We start from the raw sequence: 15,024 nt of genomic DNA, 5'->3' as shown, positions 1-15,024 counted from the left end.
TGCGGCGATGCGACGATACTGTATATTTATACAGCATCAATCGCTGGATTTTGTCGCAAATGTCATCGCCCGATCGTGAATATCCCGTCGCGCCGCCCGCTCCGCTGAAGGGGCGCGGCGCGGTCACGAATATCCAGGGGCGCTATGAGAAAGACGAGCGCGAACGCGTCGACGACGGCTGGCTGCATGCCGCCGCTCCCGAGGACGAAGGCACGCCGCCGTTGCGCACGCAGATTTTCGAAGAGCGCGCGAAAAGCATTCTCACGCGCAACAGTTCGCCGGACATTCCGTTCTCCGTTTCACTGAATCCCTACCGCGGCTGCGAACACGGCTGCATCTATTGCTTCGCGCGTCCGACGCACAGCTATCTCGGGCTCTCGCCGGGACTCGATTTCGAAAGCCGTATTTACGCGAAGATCAACGCGCCCGAATTGCTCGCGCGCGAGCTGGCGAAGCCGAATTACGAACCCGAGCCGATCGCGCTCGGCGTCAACACGGACGCCTATCAGCCGGTCGAGCGCGATCTGCAACTCACGCGGCGTGTGATCCAGGTGCTGCACGACTGCGGCCATCCGTTTGCGGCGATCACGAAGAGTTCGCTGATCGAACGCGATATCGACCTGCTGGCGCCGATGGCCGAGCGCGGCCAGGTCATGGCGGCGATCACCGTCACGACGCTCGACGCCGATATCGCGCGCACGCTGGAGCCACGCGCAGCCACGCCTTCGCGACGCCTGCGCACCATCCGCACGCTCGCCGAGGCGGGCATTCCGGTGGGCGTGAGCATCGCGCCGGTCATTCCGTTCGTGACGGAGCCGGACATGGAGCGTGTGCTGGAAGCGTGCGCGGAGGCGGGCGCGACGAGCGCGAGCTACATCGTGCTGCGCCTGCCTTGGGAAGTCGCGCCGCTGTTCAAGGATTGGCTGGCCGCGCATTTCCCCGATCGCGCGGATCGCGTGATGAGCCGTGTGCGCGACATGCGCGGCGGCAAGGATTACGACTCGAATTTTTCGACGCGCATGAAAGGCGAGGGCCTGTGGGCCGACATGCTCAAGCAGCGCTTTCAGAAGGCGACGAAGCGCCTCGGTCTGAACGCGAGGCAGCGCGGCATTCTCGACATGTCAGAGTTTCAGCGGCCCGCGAAGCGAGCGGCGGGACCGTCCAGCCCGCAGTTCGATCTGTTCTGACGTTTCATTGCGACAGGGTTTTCGCCGCTTCGACCTGACTCTCGAAATACGTCTGGAACGTGAGCGCGAGACCGGTCATCAGCAGAAACGCGCCGAACAGCAGCGAAAAGATCACGACGAAGATGACCGTCCAGCCGGAGCGGCTTTCGCGGCCGGTGTGCGCGTTGAACTGCGCGTCCCACTTCGCGTCCGGACGCAGACCGTAGACGAGGGCCGAAAGAAACGCGGCGAGCAGCGAGATCGCGCCCGGGAAAACCAGCACCCAGCCGAGCAGGGACGTGCGCTCCGACTGCGCGAGCATCAGATAACCGAACGCGCCCAGCACGATGCCGACGATATGCGCCCAGCCGTACTTGTCGCGCATTCCATACAGATAGAAGCGGTGCAGGCCGATGGAGCCGAACAGAAACGCGAGCGCGGCGGTCAGCGTTTTCGAGCGGAAGTAAGGCGGGACCGGCTTGCCGGCTGGCTTCGGGCCGGATTGCGTGGCGACGGACGAGGAGGTCATCAGCGAAAGCGGTGGTGGAAAGAGGCGAGCGGCGCTTGAGGCCGACGCAGGTCTGCCATTTTACGCCCACGAGCAGCGACGTCACCAATGCCACGTTGCCGCATCGGCGTGATTTCCGGTATCGGCAAGCGCAGCGAATCGGCACCGAACCGCGCGCCGAATCCAAAAAAAGCGTTAAGTGTTTGTTCGAGCTTCTGATTCCAGCTATAATCGCCTGTTCTCGTTGTTCCGAACCCCCGGTTTTCAAGGATTTCAGCATGGTCATCATCCGCTTGGCTCGTGGCGGCTCGAAGAAGCGCCCGTTCTACAACATCGTTGCAACTGACTCGCGTAGCCGCCGTGACGGCCGCTTCATCGAGCGCGTGGGTTTCTACAACCCGGTCGCGACCAAAGGCGAATCACTGCGCATCGCTCAGGATCGCCTGACGTACTGGCAAGGCGTTGGCGCGCAACTGTCGCCGACCGTCGAGCGCCTCGTCAAGCAAGCTCAGCAAGCCCAGCCGGCTGCTTAAGCTCGCTGCGTAACTGTAACAACCGCTCGAAGCCTGCCCAAAGGTTCGCCGATGCCCGTGCGCGATTCTGAATCCGGCCGCGCGTCGGAAAACGTCGGCCGACCGAAGCCGGGGCAAGATGAAGGTGCCGCCACGTTTGGCGCGTTCGTCCGCAAGCCGGGCGCGCGCCGCGTGGCGGTCGACGTTTCGAGCGCGCCGGAAAGCGCAATCGAGCCGGTCGAGGCTTTGCCGGAAGACGCCGTCGAAGTCGGTTTCATCGCCGATGCCTACGGTCTCAAAGGCTGGGTCAAGATCGTCCCGCACGCGAACGGCAAGCAGGGCGGCGACGCGCTGCTGAGCGCGAAACGCTGGTGGCTCGTCAAGGGCCGCGAACTCAAGTCCGCGCGCTGTCTGCAGTCGAAAGTGCATGCCGATACCATCGTCGCGCGCTTCGCTGGCTGTGACGACCGCGACACGGCGCTTGCGCTGAAGGGCCACACGGTGAACATCACGCGCAGTGATTTCCCGAAGCTCGACAGCGAAGACGAATTCTACTGGGTCGATCTGATCGGCCTGGATGTCGAAAACGAAGCGGGCGTGGCGCTGGGCCGCGTCGCGGATCTGATCGACAACGGCGCGCATTCCATCCTGCGGATCGAGTATCCGGAGACCGACAAGGATGGCAAGGCCGTCACCGGCGAGCGGCTGATTCCGTTCGTCGGCGTATATGTAAAGACGGTGGACCGGGCGGCGAAGCGTATCGTCGTCGACTGGGACGCTGACTATTGAACATCGGCACGTTACGGAGAGAGCGATGCAGTTCGATGTCGTGACGCTCTTTCCCGAGATGTTTCGCGCGCTGACCGACTGGGGCATCACCAGCCGGGCGGTGAAGCAGGAGCGGTTCGGTCTGCGCACGTGGAATCCGCGCGATTTCACCACGGACAACTACCGCACCGTCGATGATCGCCCGTACGGCGGCGGCCCCGGCATGGTCATGCTGGCGCGTCCGCTGGAAGACGCGATTCACGCGGCGAAGACTGCGCAGCGCGAGCAGGGCATCGCGTCCACACGTGTGGTGATGATGTCGCCGCAAGGCACGCGGCTGGATCACGACCGTGTGATGCGGTTCGCGCAGGAACCCGGACTGGTGTTGCTGTGCGGCCGTTACGAAGCGATCGATCAACGCCTGATCGACCGCGAAGTGGACGAAGAAGTGAGCCTCGGCGACTTCGTGCTGTCCGGCGGAGAACTTCCCGCGATGGCCTTGATGGACGCTGTCGTGCGTCAGTTGCCCGGCGTGCTGAACGACGCGCAATCGGCGGTTCAGGACAGCTTCGTCGACGTGCTGCTCGATTGTCCGCACTACACGCGGCCGGAAGAGTACGAAGGCGTGCGCGTTCCCGATGTGCTGCTCGGCGGCCATCACAAGGAAATCGACGCCTGGCGCAGGCGCGAAGCATTGCGCAACACATTCAACAAGCGGCCCGATCTGATCGCACGGGCGCGCGGAAGCAAGATGTTGAGCCGTGCCGACGAGGCGTGGCTCGCAGAACTCGCAAAGGGCGCGTCGAAATCTGCATAGATTTCGGGCGGACGAGCGGGAAAATGGGGGCGTCGAGTCATATCGGCGTCTGAAGCAAACCCATCCTCTACCGGGGCCTTCATCCAGGGCACACAACTCCGGCAAGATGGCACAAGGAGTCAGTAATGAATCTGATTGAGCAACTCGAGAAGGAAGAGATCGCACGCGTTCTGGGCGAGAAGAGCATCCCCGACTTCGCGCCGGGCGATACCGTCGTCGTCAACGTGAACGTGGTCGAAGGCACGCGTAAGCGTGTCCAGGCTTACGAAGGCGTCGTCATCGCGAAGCGCAACCGTGGCCTGAACTCGAACTTCATCGTCCGCAAGATTTCGTCGGGCGAAGGCGTCGAGCGTACGTTCCAGACCTACTCGCCGCTGCTCGCGAGCATCGTCGTGAAGCGTCGTGGCGATGTTCGCCGCGCGAAGCTCTACTACCTGCGCGAGCGTTCGGGCAAGTCGGCTCGAATCAAGGAAAAGCTGGTGTTCAAGGACAAGTCTGCTTCCGCAGAGTAAGTCGCTGGCCAGACGCAGTACGGAAAAAGCACCCCTTGCGGGTGCTTTTTTCTTTGGTGTGTTCAAATTGAGTCTTCGACAGCCCCGTTCCCGACCCGTGTCCACCGGAAAGACTTCGACTCCCCGCATCCTCGAACCCGAAAAGATGCCCGTCTTCTCGACGGGTGAGACACTCCCGCCGGTTCCGCCCGAGCGCCTCACGCCGGAAGGCCTGCGCGCGCGTTTCGCAATGGATCTCGACTGGACGCAGGAAGAGCGCGAGCAGCGCATCAAGGCGATCGGCGGCGATCCGCGCGTGGCCTCCGTGCTGGTGCCGCTCGTCGTGCGCGAGGGCGGCCTGACCGTGCTGCTGACGCAGCGCGCCGATCATCTGTCGGATCACGCCGGGCAGATCAGCTTCCCGGGCGGCCGACGCGAGCCCGAAGATGCCGATGCCGCCGCCACCGCGCTGCGCGAGGCGGAGGAAGAGGTGGCGTTGAGCGCGGAACACTGCGAAGTCATCGGCGCGCTGCCCGAATATCTGACGGGCACGGGATTCAAGGTGACGCCGGTCGTCGCGCTGGTGCATCCGCCGTTCACGCTGAAAGCCGATACCTGCGAAGTCGCCGATATCTTCGAAGTGCCGCTCGCGTGGCTCATGAATCCGGCGAATCACGAAGTGCGCGTATTTCGCTGGGAAGGGGGCGAGCGTCGTTTTTTTGCCATGCCCTATATTCCGGGCGAAAGAAAGGCTCCTTATTTCATCTGGGGCGCAACGGCCGGCATGTTGCGCAATTTCTACCGCTTCCTCGCGGCTCGCGCGTGACGGCGCAAAAAGCCCGCGCGCCCGCCGCGCCTCGCGCAAATACTCAGCGCGCTAAAGGCATCAGGCGCTGTGCTATCGTTACGCGAAACTCGAACTAATCCGACCGTTTCGGCGCTTCGCATGACTTTTTTCTCCGTATTGCTGGCTCTCATCATTGAGCAGATGCGCGCGTTATCGCCGCATAATCCGATTTCGGCGTTGCTTCACTATCATGCGGAATCCACCGCGCATGGTTTCGATGCAGGCAAGGAGAAGCACGGCATCGTCGCGTGGCTGGTCGTCGTGCTGCCCTGGACGCTCGCCGTCGGACTCATCTATTACGTGCTGTACCGGATCAACTTCGTTCTGGCGTTTTTGTGGAACGTGGTGATCGTGTATTTCACGCTCGGCTTCCGGCAGTTCAGCCACTATTTCACCGACATCCATCTCGCGCTCAACAACGACGACGTGCCCCGTGCGCGCGAAGTGCTGCGTGAATGGACCGGCATGGACACGCTCGACATGCCCGTGAGCGAAATCGTGCGGCATACGCTCGTGCATGCCGTGGTGGCGTCGCACCGGCATGTGTTCGGCGTGTTCTTCTGGTTCCTGATTCCGATCGGCCCGGCCGGCGCGGTGCTGTATCGCATCGCCGAGTATCTGGCGCGCGCGTGGTCGAAGCCGGATCCGGAGCGCACCGCCGAGTTTTCGTCGTTCGCGCAGCGCGCGTTTTTCGTCATCGATTGGGTGCCTGCGCGCCTGACCGCACTCGGCTTTGCGATCGTCGGAAATTTCGAGGATGCGATCTACGCGTGGCGCAATCACGCGCGCCAATGGCCGGATGCGAACGAAGGCGTATTGCTCGCGGCGGGCAGCGGCGCGCTGGGCGCGCGTCTGGCGGGGCCGCTCGCCGAGCCGCTTTCGGTCGAGGCGCTCGCCGTAGGCGAAGCGAGTCCGTTGCCCGTCGGCGACGATTGCACGCCGCGTACGCTGCAATCGGCGGTTGGCCTCGTGTGGCGCGCGGTGATCCTGTGGATGCTGCTTCTGCTGATGCTGACCATCGCCGTGTGGCTGGCCTGATCGGTCAGTCGTCGAGAGGATTACGCTCCGTCTGACACTTCCAGCAGACGGTGAACTGCGGCTCCAGCCATTCGCCGCACTGCCTGCATCGCCAGGGCCGGGCGTTCGCGTCCGGTCCCTTTCTCGCGCTTTCGATCATTCGCATCGCCAGCGCTTCGTCGCGGTCATCGACGATCCATATCTCCGGCGCGCACTGATCCGCTGGAATCTCCCCCATCGCGCCATTCAGATAACGGTTGTGCAACTCGCACGGCACGCCCGCCGTCGCCAGCACGTTCACCCAATGCTGCGCGGTGATGAGATTGGGCGCGCGCGTGAGTCGCTTCATCGAACGATCTGGCTTGCTTCGTGGACAAGCTGCGCGTAAAGCGCGTGGCGCTCGGGGCGAATCTTGCCGGCTTCGACGGCTTCGAGCACCGCGCACCCCGGTTCGTGCAGATGATGGCAGTTATAGAAGCGGCAGTGGCCGAGATACGGCCGGAAGTCCGCGAACGCACGCTCCAGCATGCCTTCCGACAGGTGATGCAGGCCGAACTCCTGAAAACCCGGCGAATCGATGAGCGCGCCGCCGCCTGGCAAGTCGTACAGGCGCGTGAACGTGGTCGTGTGACGGCCGCTATTGAGCGCCGATGAAATTTCGCGCGTGGCCGCGTCGGCATCGGGGATGAGCAGGTTCACGAGCGTCGATTTGCCCATGCCCGACTGGCCGAGCAGGATCGTCGAGCGGCCTTTCAGGCGGGCGTCGAGTTGCGGGTGGACATCGCCGGGCGCCATCTTCGCGGACAGTTCGATCACCGTATAACCAAGCGCCCGATACGGCGCGAGACGCTCGCGCGCAAGCGGCAGCGCGCCTTCGACATCGATCTTGTTCAGCACGATCAGCGACTCCAGCCCATGCGCTTCCGCTGCGATCAGCGCGCGCCCAAGCAAGTCCTCACTGAAGTGCGGCTCGGTCGCGAGCACGATCAGCAGTTGATCGAGATTCGCGGCAAAGAGCTTCGACTTGAACTGATCCGAGCGATACAGCAGATTGCGCCGTTCGCCGATCTCGACGATCACGCCCTGATCCGCCGACGACTGTTCGTAGATCACGCGATCGCCGACCGCCACTTCGCTTTTCTTGCCGCGCGGGAAGCACTGGAACATCGGTCCGCCGTCTGCCGGCGAGACCAGGTAGTGACGTCCGTGCGCCGCGATAACCGTGCCTTCGAGGCGCATCGAGCCGCGCGTCATGCGGCGTGCTGCATCAGGCGGTCGATGCGTTGTGAAGCGGGTGGATGCGAGTAATAAAACGCGGTGTAGATGGGATCGGGCGTGAGCGTCGATGCGTTGTCCTCGTAGAGCTTCACGAGCGCGTTCACGAGATCCTTCGGATCGGTCTGGCTGGCGGCGAAGGCATCGGCTTCGAACTCGTTCTTGCGCGAAGTCAGGCTGCCGAGCGGCGTGATGAAGAACATGAACACGGGCAGCACGAGCATGAAGAGCACGAGCGCGAGCCCGTTGTTGCTGCCGACGAGCGACGGCCGCACGCCGAGGCCCTCATAGAACCACGTCGTCTGAATGAGCCAGCCGAGCAGCGCGAGCATCGCGAGGCTGATGCCGAACATGACGACCATCAGCTTCAGCACATGACGCCGCTTGAAGTGGCCGAGTTCGTGCGCGAGCACGGCCTCGATCTCGCTGCCTGACAGACGCGCGAGCAGGGTGTCGAAGAACACGATGCGCTTCGCCGCGCCGAAGCCCGTGAAGTACGCGTTGCCGTGCGCGGAGCGGCGGCTGCCGTCCATCACGAACAGGCCCTTGGCCGCAAAACCCGTGCGCGACATCAGATTCGTGATGCGCGCGACGAGCGCCTCGTCCTTGAGCGGCTCGAATTTGTTGAAGAGCGGGGCGATGAAGGTCGGATAGATGATCATCGCGAGGAGCTGGAACGCGACCCACACCATCCACGTCCACAGCCACCAGAACGTGCCGGCGCGATCCATCAGCCAGAGCGTGAGCAACAGGAGCGGCGCGCCGATCACGATGCCGAGCGCCGTGCCTTTCACGAGATCGGCGAAAAAGAGCTTCTTCGACATGCGGTTGAAGCCGAACTTTTCCTCGATCACGAAGTGACGGATGTAGTCGAACGGCAGGTCGATGACGCTCGTGATCGCGATGACCGACGCCACCAGCGCGATCTGTCCGAGATAGCCGCGGCCGAGCCAGTCGGAGATGGCGAGATCGAGCGCCTGCACGCCGCCGAGCAGCGTCAGCGCGACGAGCACGACCGCGCTCGTGACGACTTCGATCATCGTGAGGCGCGTGCGTTCTACGGTGTAATCCGCGGCGCGCTGATGCGCGGTGAGCGGAATCGTGCCGGAGAATTGCGCCGGCACGCCGTTGCGATGCGCGGCGACGTAGCGGATCTGGCGCGACGCGAGCCAGAGCTTGGTCGCAACCATCGCGACCAGGGCGACGACGAACACCGTCGAGAAAGCAAGAGTGAGGTTGGTCATCCGGAATTCCGATTGAACTATGCGAGAATTATAGGTTCTAGGCCGTGCCGGCGCGCAGCGGCTTTCCCATCTCTCAGGCCGCTTCTCATGACCGACATCTCCGCCACTCCCGAATCAGACGAAAATGTGCTCGTGCGCAGCGACATGAACCTCGTGTGGCTCGACATGGAGATGACCGGTCTCGATCCGGACAACGACCGCATCATCGAGATCGCGGTGGTCGTGACGAATTCGACGCTCGACAAGCTGGTGGAAGGGCCGGTGCTCGCGATTCATCAGACGGACGAGGCGCTCGGCCGCATGGATGAATGGAACCGCAACACGCACGGCCGCTCGGGACTGACGGAGCGCGTGAAGGTGTCGACCGTCGATGAAGCCGAGGCCACACGTCAGATCCGCGATTTTCTCGGTCAGTACGTGCCGCCCGGCAAGTCGCCGATGTGCGGCAACTCGATCTGCCAGGACCGCCGTTTCATGGCGCGCTGGATGCCGGAACTGGAGACGTTTTTCCACTACCGCAATCTCGATGTCAGCACCTTGAAGGAACTGTGCCGCCGCTGGCAGCCGGCGATCTACAAGGGCTTCCAGAAGCGCGCGATGCACACCGCGCTCGCGGATATCCACGAGTCCATCGACGAACTCAAGTACTACCGCGAGCACTTCCTGATTCCGTCGGCGCCTGCCGCCGCGTCTTAAGCCTTCGGCGGGCGTAGCGCGCTTTTCGGGCGGAACGCGGCGACCACATCGGTCCGCGTTTCGATATACGGCCCGCCAATCAGATCGATGCAATACGGCACGGCCGCGAAAATGCCGGGCACCTTCGTCTTGCCGTCAGCGTCCTTCAATCCTTCGAGCGTCTCGCGGATCGACTTCGGCTGTCCCGGCAGATTGATGATGAGCGCGGCGTGATCGTCCGTCTCGCGGATCACCGCGACCTGCCGCGACAGAATCGCCGTGGGCACGAAATTCAGGCTGATCTGGCGCATCTGCTCGCCGAAACCGGGCATCGGCTTCGTCGCGACGGCGAGCGTCGCTTCGGGCGTGACGTCGCGGCGCGCGGGGCCGGTGCCGCCCGTGGTCAGCACAAGATCGCAGCCGTGTACGTCGACGAGTTCGACGAGCGTCGCGGAAATGGTCGCGGCGTCGTCCTGGATCAGGCGCGTTTCGGCGCGAAAGGGCGTGGTGAGCGCGTCGCCGAGCCACGCCTGCAGCGACGGCAAGCCCTTGTCCTCGTAGACGCCCTGCGACGCGCGATCGCTGACCGACACGAGCCCGACGATCAACTCATCCGGATGATTACGTTTCGGCTTCGTCACGGTCGTCCTCGTCGCCTTCGATGTCCTCGTCGTCGGCCGCGCCCGACGCGTTCTTGATCCACTGGAACAGCTCGCGGTAATAGCGCGGCGCCTTCTGCTGCTCGCGCTCCTTGCGCGTGTTGCGGATCAGCGTGCGGCCTTCCTGCGGATCGACGCCCGGATGATCGCGGATGAATTCGGTGAGCGCGGCGTCGTCGGCGAGCAGCTTGTCGCGCGTGCGCTCGATCCAGTGCAGGCGCGCGGTTTCGGCCTTGTTCACGCCGCGATGCGTGTCGAGCGCGGTGCGCAGCGCGGCGACTTCGTCTTCGGTCAGCGAGCGCATGACCTTGCCTACATACTGCACCTGGCGGCGCTTGCCTTCGTGATCGGTGATGCGGCGCGCTTCGCGCACGGCGTCGTCGAGATGCTCGGGCATCGGCATGCGCTTGAGCGCGTCCTTGGGCAGCGCGATCAGCGCTTCGCCCAGCTCCTGCAGCGCGTGCATGTCGCGCTTGAGCTGGGATTTGCTCGGCCGGTCGTAGCCGTTTTCGTCCGGCTCGCGCTCGTCGTCGCGGCCGGAATCGATTGGTTGAATGCGGGTTTTACGGTTCATGCCGACATTGTAGCTTGCGGCCGCAGCGCGCCTGAAGCCTCGCGCGCAGGTCTCTTGACAAAGCTTGGCGGGTGAATGCGCGCCGTCCTTGATATGATCGCGTGATAGGCCGATTCCGCCGCTCGATGCCCGCTCAGAGGCGCGTCCAGCCGGGAATTCCGAAGCAACCACGACATGCGCGGGCGCACGCCGCCCGACTTCCAAAGGCAACCAAAAATGGCAGCAGACATGGACGTCAAGCAACGCTACTTCCCGCATACGCAGGACGAACTGAAGGAGATCGCCTCCGACATCCTGCGCTACGCGAAGGAACTCGGCGCGAGCGATGCCGCGACCGAGATTTCCGAAGGCGACGGCCTGTCGGTGAGCGTGCGGCGCGGCGAAGTCGAGACGATCGAGCACAACCGCGACAAGATGGTCGGCGTGACGGTTTTCATCGGCAAGAAGCGCGGCAACGCGAGCACCGCCGACTTCACGCGCGACGCGCTGCGCGACACGGTCGCCGCGGCGTACAACATCGCGCGCTTCACGGCTGAAGACAGCGCGGCGGGCCTCGCCGAAGAGGAACTGCTGGAGCAGGCGCCGCAGGATCTCGACCTCTATCACCCGTGGGACATCGACGCCGAAGAGGCCGCCGAGATCGCGCGTCGCGCCGAGGCCGCGGCCTTCGCGGTCGACAAGCGCGTGACCAACTCGGAAGGCGCGAGCGTCTCGGCGCAGCATTCGCAATTCGTGCTGGCGACCTCGCGTGGCTTCACGGCGGGCTATCCGTACTCGCGGCACTACATCGCGTGCGCGCCGATCGCAGCCGCGGGCCGCGACATGCAGCGCGACGACTGGTACACGTCGAAGCGCGACGCGGCCGGTCTCGCCGCGCCGGAAGCGGTCGGCCGCTACGCCGCCGAACGCGCGCTCGCGCGGCTCGGCGCGAAAAGCCTCGACACCCGCAAGTGCCGCGTCCTGTTCGAAGCGCCGCTCGCGGCCGGCATTCTCGGTGCGTTCGTGCAGGCGGTGAGCGGCGGCGCGCTGTATCGCAAGACCACGTTTCTCGTCGACACGCTCGGCAAGCCGGTGTTCGCGCCGCATATCGATATCGTCGAGGATCCGCACGTGAAGGGCGGCATGGGCAGCGCGCCGTTCGACGAGGAAGGCGTGCGTACGCAGCGGCGCAGCGTGGTCGAGGATGGCGTCGTGCAGGGCTATTTCCTGTCGACGTACTCGGCGCGCAAGCTCGGCATGCGCACGACCGGCAATGCGGGCGGCTCGCACAATCTCACGATGAAGAGCAAGCACACGAAGCCCGGCGACGACTTCGAAGCGATGTTGAAGAAACTCGACACGGGCCTGCTGCTCACCGAACTGATGGGGCAGGGCGTCAACTACGTGACGGGCGATTACTCGCGCGGCGCGTCGGGCTTCTGGGTCGAGAACGGCAAGATCGTGCACGCCGTGGAAGAGATCACGGTGGCGAGCACGTTGCAGGAGATGTTCCGCCACATCGAGGCGATCGGCGCGGATACCGTGGTGCGCGGCACGAAGGAAATCGGTTCGGTGCTGATCGAGCGGATGACCGTCGCGGGTCAGTGATCGTTGGCGTTGAAGGACGAAGGCTCCGGAGCGTATCCGGAGCCTTTTTTCATTCCGACGCCGCAATGCGCTCGTAGGTCACGAACGCAAACGGGAAATCATTCGGCGCCGCCGCGCGATGCGCCTCGCGCGACACTTCGCGCCATAGCTCGGGATCGGGCGCGGGAAAGCGCGTATCGCCTTCGAAATCGGCATCGATCTCGGTGACGATCATGCGGTCGGCGCGCGCGATGGCATCGCGATACAACTGCGCGCCGCCGATCAGAAACGCCTCTTTCGCCGGCTCCAGCGCGAGCGCCGCTTCCAGGCTCGTCACGACGTCGCAGCCATCATAACGCCGCGCGCCGTCGCGCGACACGACGATATTGCGCCGTCCCGGCAGCGGCCGGCCAATCGATTCATGCGTCTTGCGCCCCATGATGATGGGCGCGCCCATCGTCGTGCGCTTGAAGAACGCGAGGTCTTCGGGCAGCCGCCAGGGCAATTGGTTGTCGCGTCCGATCACGCCATTGCGTGCGCGGGCGACGATCAGGGTCAGCGTCGTCATGTAAGAGGATTCGAAGCAAACTGGCGTGCGCAGGCCGCGCCGCCGGGGCTTCGATTCTAACCGACACGTCCGCGCGGGTTCAGCCCTCGGGCGAGTCGTCCGCGAGGGGAGGCTCGGTGTGTGGCGGAGCCGGGGCGATCTCGTCCCATAGTCTCACGCTGATACCTGAGCCTGCCGGACGCGTGGCGGCCGGGTGCATCCACGCCTGTTCGTCGGCGTCGTCGCCGGTTGATTGCGCATCGGAAGGGTCCGTGCGCCTGAAAGAACTATCGCGAGCCATCTTGACGACATAATCCAAGGTAACTATTCCTGGGTATGCAGAAACCGGAAATAAAGTAATCGTCCGGTCGGTATGAACGATTATGTGAAGAATGAATGTCGAGTGAAAAATGAACGTGCGTTCTTTTAGTAGAATTTCTTGCCTTCCGCACGCTGTAAATTTAGCGAATTGCGTGCCATCGCCCGGTAAGCGTTGCTGCACAACGATTCATGAATACCGATCCAGGTCGTCAAGTCAAGAACAGGCTGTAAACGTTTCACCGTTGAAACATGAAGGCAGAAAAACATGAAGTTCCCGCGAAATCGGTATAAGATTTTGTCTTATTAAATTGTGCGGAAAGTTTTTAATAATCGTGTGAGAAATTCTTGCCAGGCCCGTCCCATCAAGGTTTTGTGGCTAATCCGGCGGCTCTCGCGATATTTGTTTCCGGGGTTTCTGGGTTATAGTAGTCTCTCAAAAACGGCACAGAATCAGACATAAAGGGTTTCGTGGAGGGTGCGAGGTGTCTCGCGCCTTGTTCCGGGGGCGATGTATCGAAATGGCAAGTCCCTCTCCTTGCGTTTTCCGCAAAACGTGCGAGGGCAACGAAGTCTGCGATGTAGCGCGTGCCTGAACTACGTGACCTTTTCAACAAATGTTGAACAAAGGATCTGAATAATGGACGTCGCTCGGCGGCAACTCATCTATGTGACTCGCGATCCAAGCGAGACGTTGTGCGCGCGATTCGAGGAGCGCGGGTGGCACATCGAAATCGTCGCGAGCGCGCGCGACACGCGTAAGGCCTTGCGTAGCGATCTGGCGACCGGCGGGCTTCTGGATTTGTCGAGCCGCTTCGAATCTCATGAACTGGCGGCGTTCGAATCGTCGCTGACGATGACCAACGTCGGCTGGGTCGCGGCCACGGTCGCCGGACAACTCGAAGACGCCGCCGTGCGGCGCCTGATTCGCGACTATTGCTTCGATTACGTGACGCTGCCGACGTCGAACGACCGCATCGTCGATTCCGTCGGTCATGCGTACGGCATGGTCGCGCTGCACGACGCCGCGTCGAACGATGCGCGCAGCGAAGGCCGCGCCGAAGGCGAAATGGTCGGCTCGTGCGACGCGATGCTCGCGCTGTTCCGCTCGATCCGCAAGGTCGCGATGACCGACGCGCCGGTGTTCATTTCCGGTGAGTCCGGCACGGGCAAGGAACTGACGGCCGTCGCCATTCACGAACGTTCCGCACGCCGCGATCAGCCGTTCGTCGCAATCAACTGCGGCGCGATTCCCGCGCATCTGCTGCAATCCGAGCTCTTCGGCTACGAACGCGGCGCATTCACGGGTGCGAACCAGCGCAAGATCGGCCGCGTAGAAGCGGCCAATGGCGGCACGCTGTTTCTCGACGAAATCGGCGATCTGCCGCTCGAAAGCCAGGCGAGCCTGCTGCGCTTCCTGCAGGAACGCAAAGTGGAGCGTCTGGGCGGCCACGGCTCGACGCCGGTCGACGTGCGGATCATCTCGGCGACCCACGTCGACATGCAGACCGCGATGATCGAAGGCCGCTTTCGCGCGGACCTGTATCACCGTCTGTGCGTGCTGCAGATCGACGAGCCGCCGCTGCGCGCGCGCGGCAAGGACATCGAGTTGCTCGCGAAGCACATGCTCGACCGCTTCAAGAAGGATGCGAGCCGGCGTCTGCGCGGCTTCTCGCCCGATGCGATCGCCGCGATCCACAACTACGGCTGGCCGGGCAATGTGCGCGAGCTCATCAACCGCGTGCGGCGCGCGATCGTGATGTCCGAAGGGCGGCAGATCACCGCGCGCGATCTGGAACTCGGCGAGTACGTCGAAGTCGCGCCGGTGTCGCTCGCGCAGGCGCGCGAGGCGGCCGAACGGCAGGCGATCGAACTGGCGCTGTTGCGGCATCGCGGGCGTCTGGGCGATGCGGCGCACGAACTGGGCATTTCGCGCGTGACGCTGTATCGCCTGCTGAGCGCGCACGGAATGCGTCATATCGAGGTCGATGCGCCCTCGGAGCACGCCACGCGCGGCTGACCGCATTGCACCGACTTACT

General features: G+C 63.4%; 17 protein-coding genes. 10 read left to right on the top strand and 7 right to left on the bottom strand.

Annotation, left to right across the window (positions count from 1 at the left end; all coding sequences use genetic code 11):
• The first annotated feature begins 59 nt into the window (after positions 1–59).
• Complete coding sequence (locus NK8_RS10350) at positions 60–1,187, top strand: PA0069 family radical SAM protein (RefSeq protein WP_213226261.1); 1,128 nt, start codon at positions 60–62, stop codon at positions 1,185–1,187.
• Positions 1,188–1,191: 4 nt separating this feature from the next.
• Here the strand turns inward: NK8_RS10350 and NK8_RS10345 are convergent, their stop codons facing one another.
• Entirely contained in the window at positions 1,192–1,695 is a 504-nt protein-coding gene (locus NK8_RS10345; RefSeq protein ID WP_162066106.1) for an NINE protein, read from the bottom strand.
• A 257-nt stretch (positions 1,696–1,952) separates the two neighbouring features.
• Here NK8_RS10345 and rpsP point away from each other — a divergent pair, with 257 nt between their 5' ends.
• The 6 genes from rpsP (at position 1,953) to NK8_RS10315 (ending at position 6,147) form a co-directional block, all read left to right on the top strand.
• Positions 1,953–2,207 (top strand): 30S ribosomal protein S16, encoded by a 255-nt coding sequence (rpsP, locus tag NK8_RS10340; RefSeq protein ID WP_008342343.1) that lies wholly within the window; start codon positions 1,953–1,955, stop codon positions 2,205–2,207.
• A 51-nt stretch (positions 2,208–2,258) separates the two neighbouring features.
• Positions 2,259–2,975, top strand: a complete 717-nt coding sequence (gene rimM, locus NK8_RS10335) for a ribosome maturation factor RimM (protein ID WP_213226260.1) — start codon at positions 2,259–2,261, stop codon at positions 2,973–2,975.
• A 25-nt stretch (positions 2,976–3,000) separates the two neighbouring features.
• Positions 3,001–3,771 carry a tRNA (guanosine(37)-N1)-methyltransferase TrmD gene (trmD, locus tag NK8_RS10330; RefSeq protein ID WP_162066104.1) on the top strand — a complete coding sequence of 257 codons (771 nt, stop codon included), beginning with the start codon at positions 3,001–3,003 and terminating at the stop codon, positions 3,769–3,771.
• A gap of 125 nt (positions 3,772–3,896) precedes the next feature.
• A complete protein-coding gene (gene rplS / locus NK8_RS10325; RefSeq protein ID WP_061178750.1) occupies positions 3,897–4,283 on the top strand; it encodes a 50S ribosomal protein L19 in 387 nt (128 codons plus the stop codon).
• Between the two features lie 145 nt (positions 4,284–4,428).
• Positions 4,429–5,088: a CoA pyrophosphatase gene (locus NK8_RS10320; protein ID WP_213226259.1), complete on the top strand. Its 660-nt coding sequence runs from the start codon at positions 4,429–4,431 to the stop codon at positions 5,086–5,088.
• 120 nt (positions 5,089–5,208) lie between these two features.
• Positions 5,209–6,147: a CobD/CbiB family protein gene (locus tag NK8_RS10315; protein ID WP_213226258.1), complete on the top strand. Its 939-nt coding sequence runs from the start codon at positions 5,209–5,211 to the stop codon at positions 6,145–6,147.
• A 4-nt stretch (positions 6,148–6,151) separates the two neighbouring features.
• Here NK8_RS10315 and NK8_RS10310 read toward each other — a convergent pair whose 3' ends face one another.
• Genes NK8_RS10310 through NK8_RS10300 form a run of 3 tightly spaced genes read right to left on the bottom strand, consistent with a single transcriptional unit; the run spans position 6,152 to position 8,645 of the window.
• Positions 6,152–6,475 carry a DUF2007 domain-containing protein gene (locus NK8_RS10310; RefSeq protein WP_162066101.1) on the bottom strand — a complete coding sequence of 108 codons (324 nt, stop codon included), beginning with the start codon at positions 6,473–6,475 and terminating at the stop codon, positions 6,152–6,154.
• On the bottom strand, positions 6,472–7,380 hold the full coding sequence (gene rsgA, locus NK8_RS10305; protein WP_213226257.1) for a ribosome small subunit-dependent GTPase A: 909 nt from the start codon (positions 7,378–7,380) through the stop codon (positions 6,472–6,474). Before rsgA ends, NK8_RS10310 begins: the two co-directional genes overlap by 4 nt.
• On the bottom strand, positions 7,377–8,645 hold the full coding sequence (locus NK8_RS10300) for a M48 family metallopeptidase (protein WP_213226256.1): 1,269 nt from the start codon (positions 8,643–8,645) through the stop codon (positions 7,377–7,379). Before NK8_RS10300 ends, rsgA begins: the two co-directional genes overlap by 4 nt.
• A gap of 87 nt (positions 8,646–8,732) precedes the next feature.
• Between NK8_RS10300 and orn the strand changes: the two genes are divergently transcribed.
• Complete coding sequence (gene orn, locus NK8_RS10295; protein WP_213226255.1) at positions 8,733–9,341, top strand: oligoribonuclease; 609 nt, start codon at positions 8,733–8,735, stop codon at positions 9,339–9,341.
• On the opposite strand, the gene mog is transcribed toward orn, so the two are convergent.
• Both mog and yjgA read right to left on the bottom strand, forming a co-directional pair.
• Entirely contained in the window at positions 9,338–9,961 is a 624-nt protein-coding gene (gene mog, locus NK8_RS10290; RefSeq protein WP_213226254.1) for a molybdopterin adenylyltransferase, read from the bottom strand. The genes orn and mog overlap by 4 nt on opposite strands.
• The gene (yjgA, locus tag NK8_RS10285; RefSeq protein WP_213226253.1) at positions 9,942–10,553 is read right to left on the bottom strand and encodes a ribosome biogenesis factor YjgA; all 612 of its coding nucleotides are present in this window, start codon (positions 10,551–10,553) and stop codon (positions 9,942–9,944) included. The genes mog and yjgA overlap by 20 nt, the downstream gene beginning before the upstream one ends.
• A gap of 216 nt (positions 10,554–10,769) precedes the next feature.
• Between yjgA and pmbA the strand changes: the two genes are divergently transcribed.
• Complete coding sequence (gene pmbA / locus NK8_RS10280; RefSeq protein WP_213226252.1) at positions 10,770–12,140, top strand: metalloprotease PmbA; 1,371 nt, start codon at positions 10,770–10,772, stop codon at positions 12,138–12,140.
• Positions 12,141–12,189: 49 nt separating this feature from the next.
• On the opposite strand, the gene NK8_RS10275 is transcribed toward pmbA, so the two are convergent.
• Positions 12,190–12,687 (bottom strand): dihydrofolate reductase, encoded by a 498-nt coding sequence (locus NK8_RS10275; RefSeq protein WP_213226251.1) that lies wholly within the window; start codon positions 12,685–12,687, stop codon positions 12,190–12,192.
• Between the two features lie 937 nt (positions 12,688–13,624).
• On the opposite strand from NK8_RS10275, the gene NK8_RS10270 reads away from it, so the two are divergent.
• Entirely contained in the window at positions 13,625–15,004 is a 1,380-nt protein-coding gene (locus tag NK8_RS10270; RefSeq protein ID WP_061178761.1) for a sigma-54 dependent transcriptional regulator, read from the top strand.
• Positions 15,005–15,024: the final 20 nt, after the last annotated feature.

The organism is Caballeronia sp. NK8, assembly GCF_018408855.1.
GTDB lineage: Bacteria > Pseudomonadota > Gammaproteobacteria > Burkholderiales > Burkholderiaceae > Caballeronia.
This window is presented reverse-complemented; position numbering and strand designations above follow the sequence as displayed.

Excerpts from the sequence above, each read along its gene's own strand:
- NK8_RS10350 (WP_213226261.1), top strand. The coding sequence starts at position 60 with ATGTCATCGCCCGATCGTGAATATCCCGTCGCGCCGCCCGCTCCGCTG.
- NK8_RS10345 (WP_162066106.1), bottom strand. The coding sequence starts at position 1,695 with ATGACCTCCTCGTCCGTCGCCACGCAATCCGGCCCGAAGCCAGCCGGC.
- rpsP (WP_008342343.1), top strand. The coding sequence starts at position 1,953 with ATGGTCATCATCCGCTTGGCTCGTGGCGGCTCGAAGAAGCGCCCGTTC.
- rimM (WP_213226260.1), top strand. The coding sequence starts at position 2,259 with ATGCCCGTGCGCGATTCTGAATCCGGCCGCGCGTCGGAAAACGTCGGC.
- trmD (WP_162066104.1), top strand. The coding sequence starts at position 3,001 with ATGCAGTTCGATGTCGTGACGCTCTTTCCCGAGATGTTTCGCGCGCTG.
- rplS (WP_061178750.1), top strand. The coding sequence starts at position 3,897 with ATGAATCTGATTGAGCAACTCGAGAAGGAAGAGATCGCACGCGTTCTG.
- NK8_RS10320 (WP_213226259.1), top strand. The coding sequence starts at position 4,429 with ATGCCCGTCTTCTCGACGGGTGAGACACTCCCGCCGGTTCCGCCCGAG.
- NK8_RS10315 (WP_213226258.1), top strand. The coding sequence starts at position 5,209 with ATGACTTTTTTCTCCGTATTGCTGGCTCTCATCATTGAGCAGATGCGC.
- NK8_RS10310 (WP_162066101.1), bottom strand. The coding sequence starts at position 6,475 with ATGAAGCGACTCACGCGCGCGCCCAATCTCATCACCGCGCAGCATTGG.
- rsgA (WP_213226257.1), bottom strand. The coding sequence starts at position 7,380 with ATGACGCGCGGCTCGATGCGCCTCGAAGGCACGGTTATCGCGGCGCAC.
- NK8_RS10300 (WP_213226256.1), bottom strand. The coding sequence starts at position 8,645 with ATGACCAACCTCACTCTTGCTTTCTCGACGGTGTTCGTCGTCGCCCTG.
- orn (WP_213226255.1), top strand. The coding sequence starts at position 8,733 with ATGACCGACATCTCCGCCACTCCCGAATCAGACGAAAATGTGCTCGTG.
- yjgA (WP_213226253.1), bottom strand. The coding sequence starts at position 10,553 with ATGAACCGTAAAACCCGCATTCAACCAATCGATTCCGGCCGCGACGAC.
- pmbA (WP_213226252.1), top strand. The coding sequence starts at position 10,770 with ATGGCAGCAGACATGGACGTCAAGCAACGCTACTTCCCGCATACGCAG.
- NK8_RS10275 (WP_213226251.1), bottom strand. The coding sequence starts at position 12,687 with ATGACGACGCTGACCCTGATCGTCGCCCGCGCACGCAATGGCGTGATC.
- NK8_RS10270 (WP_061178761.1), top strand. The coding sequence starts at position 13,625 with ATGGACGTCGCTCGGCGGCAACTCATCTATGTGACTCGCGATCCAAGC.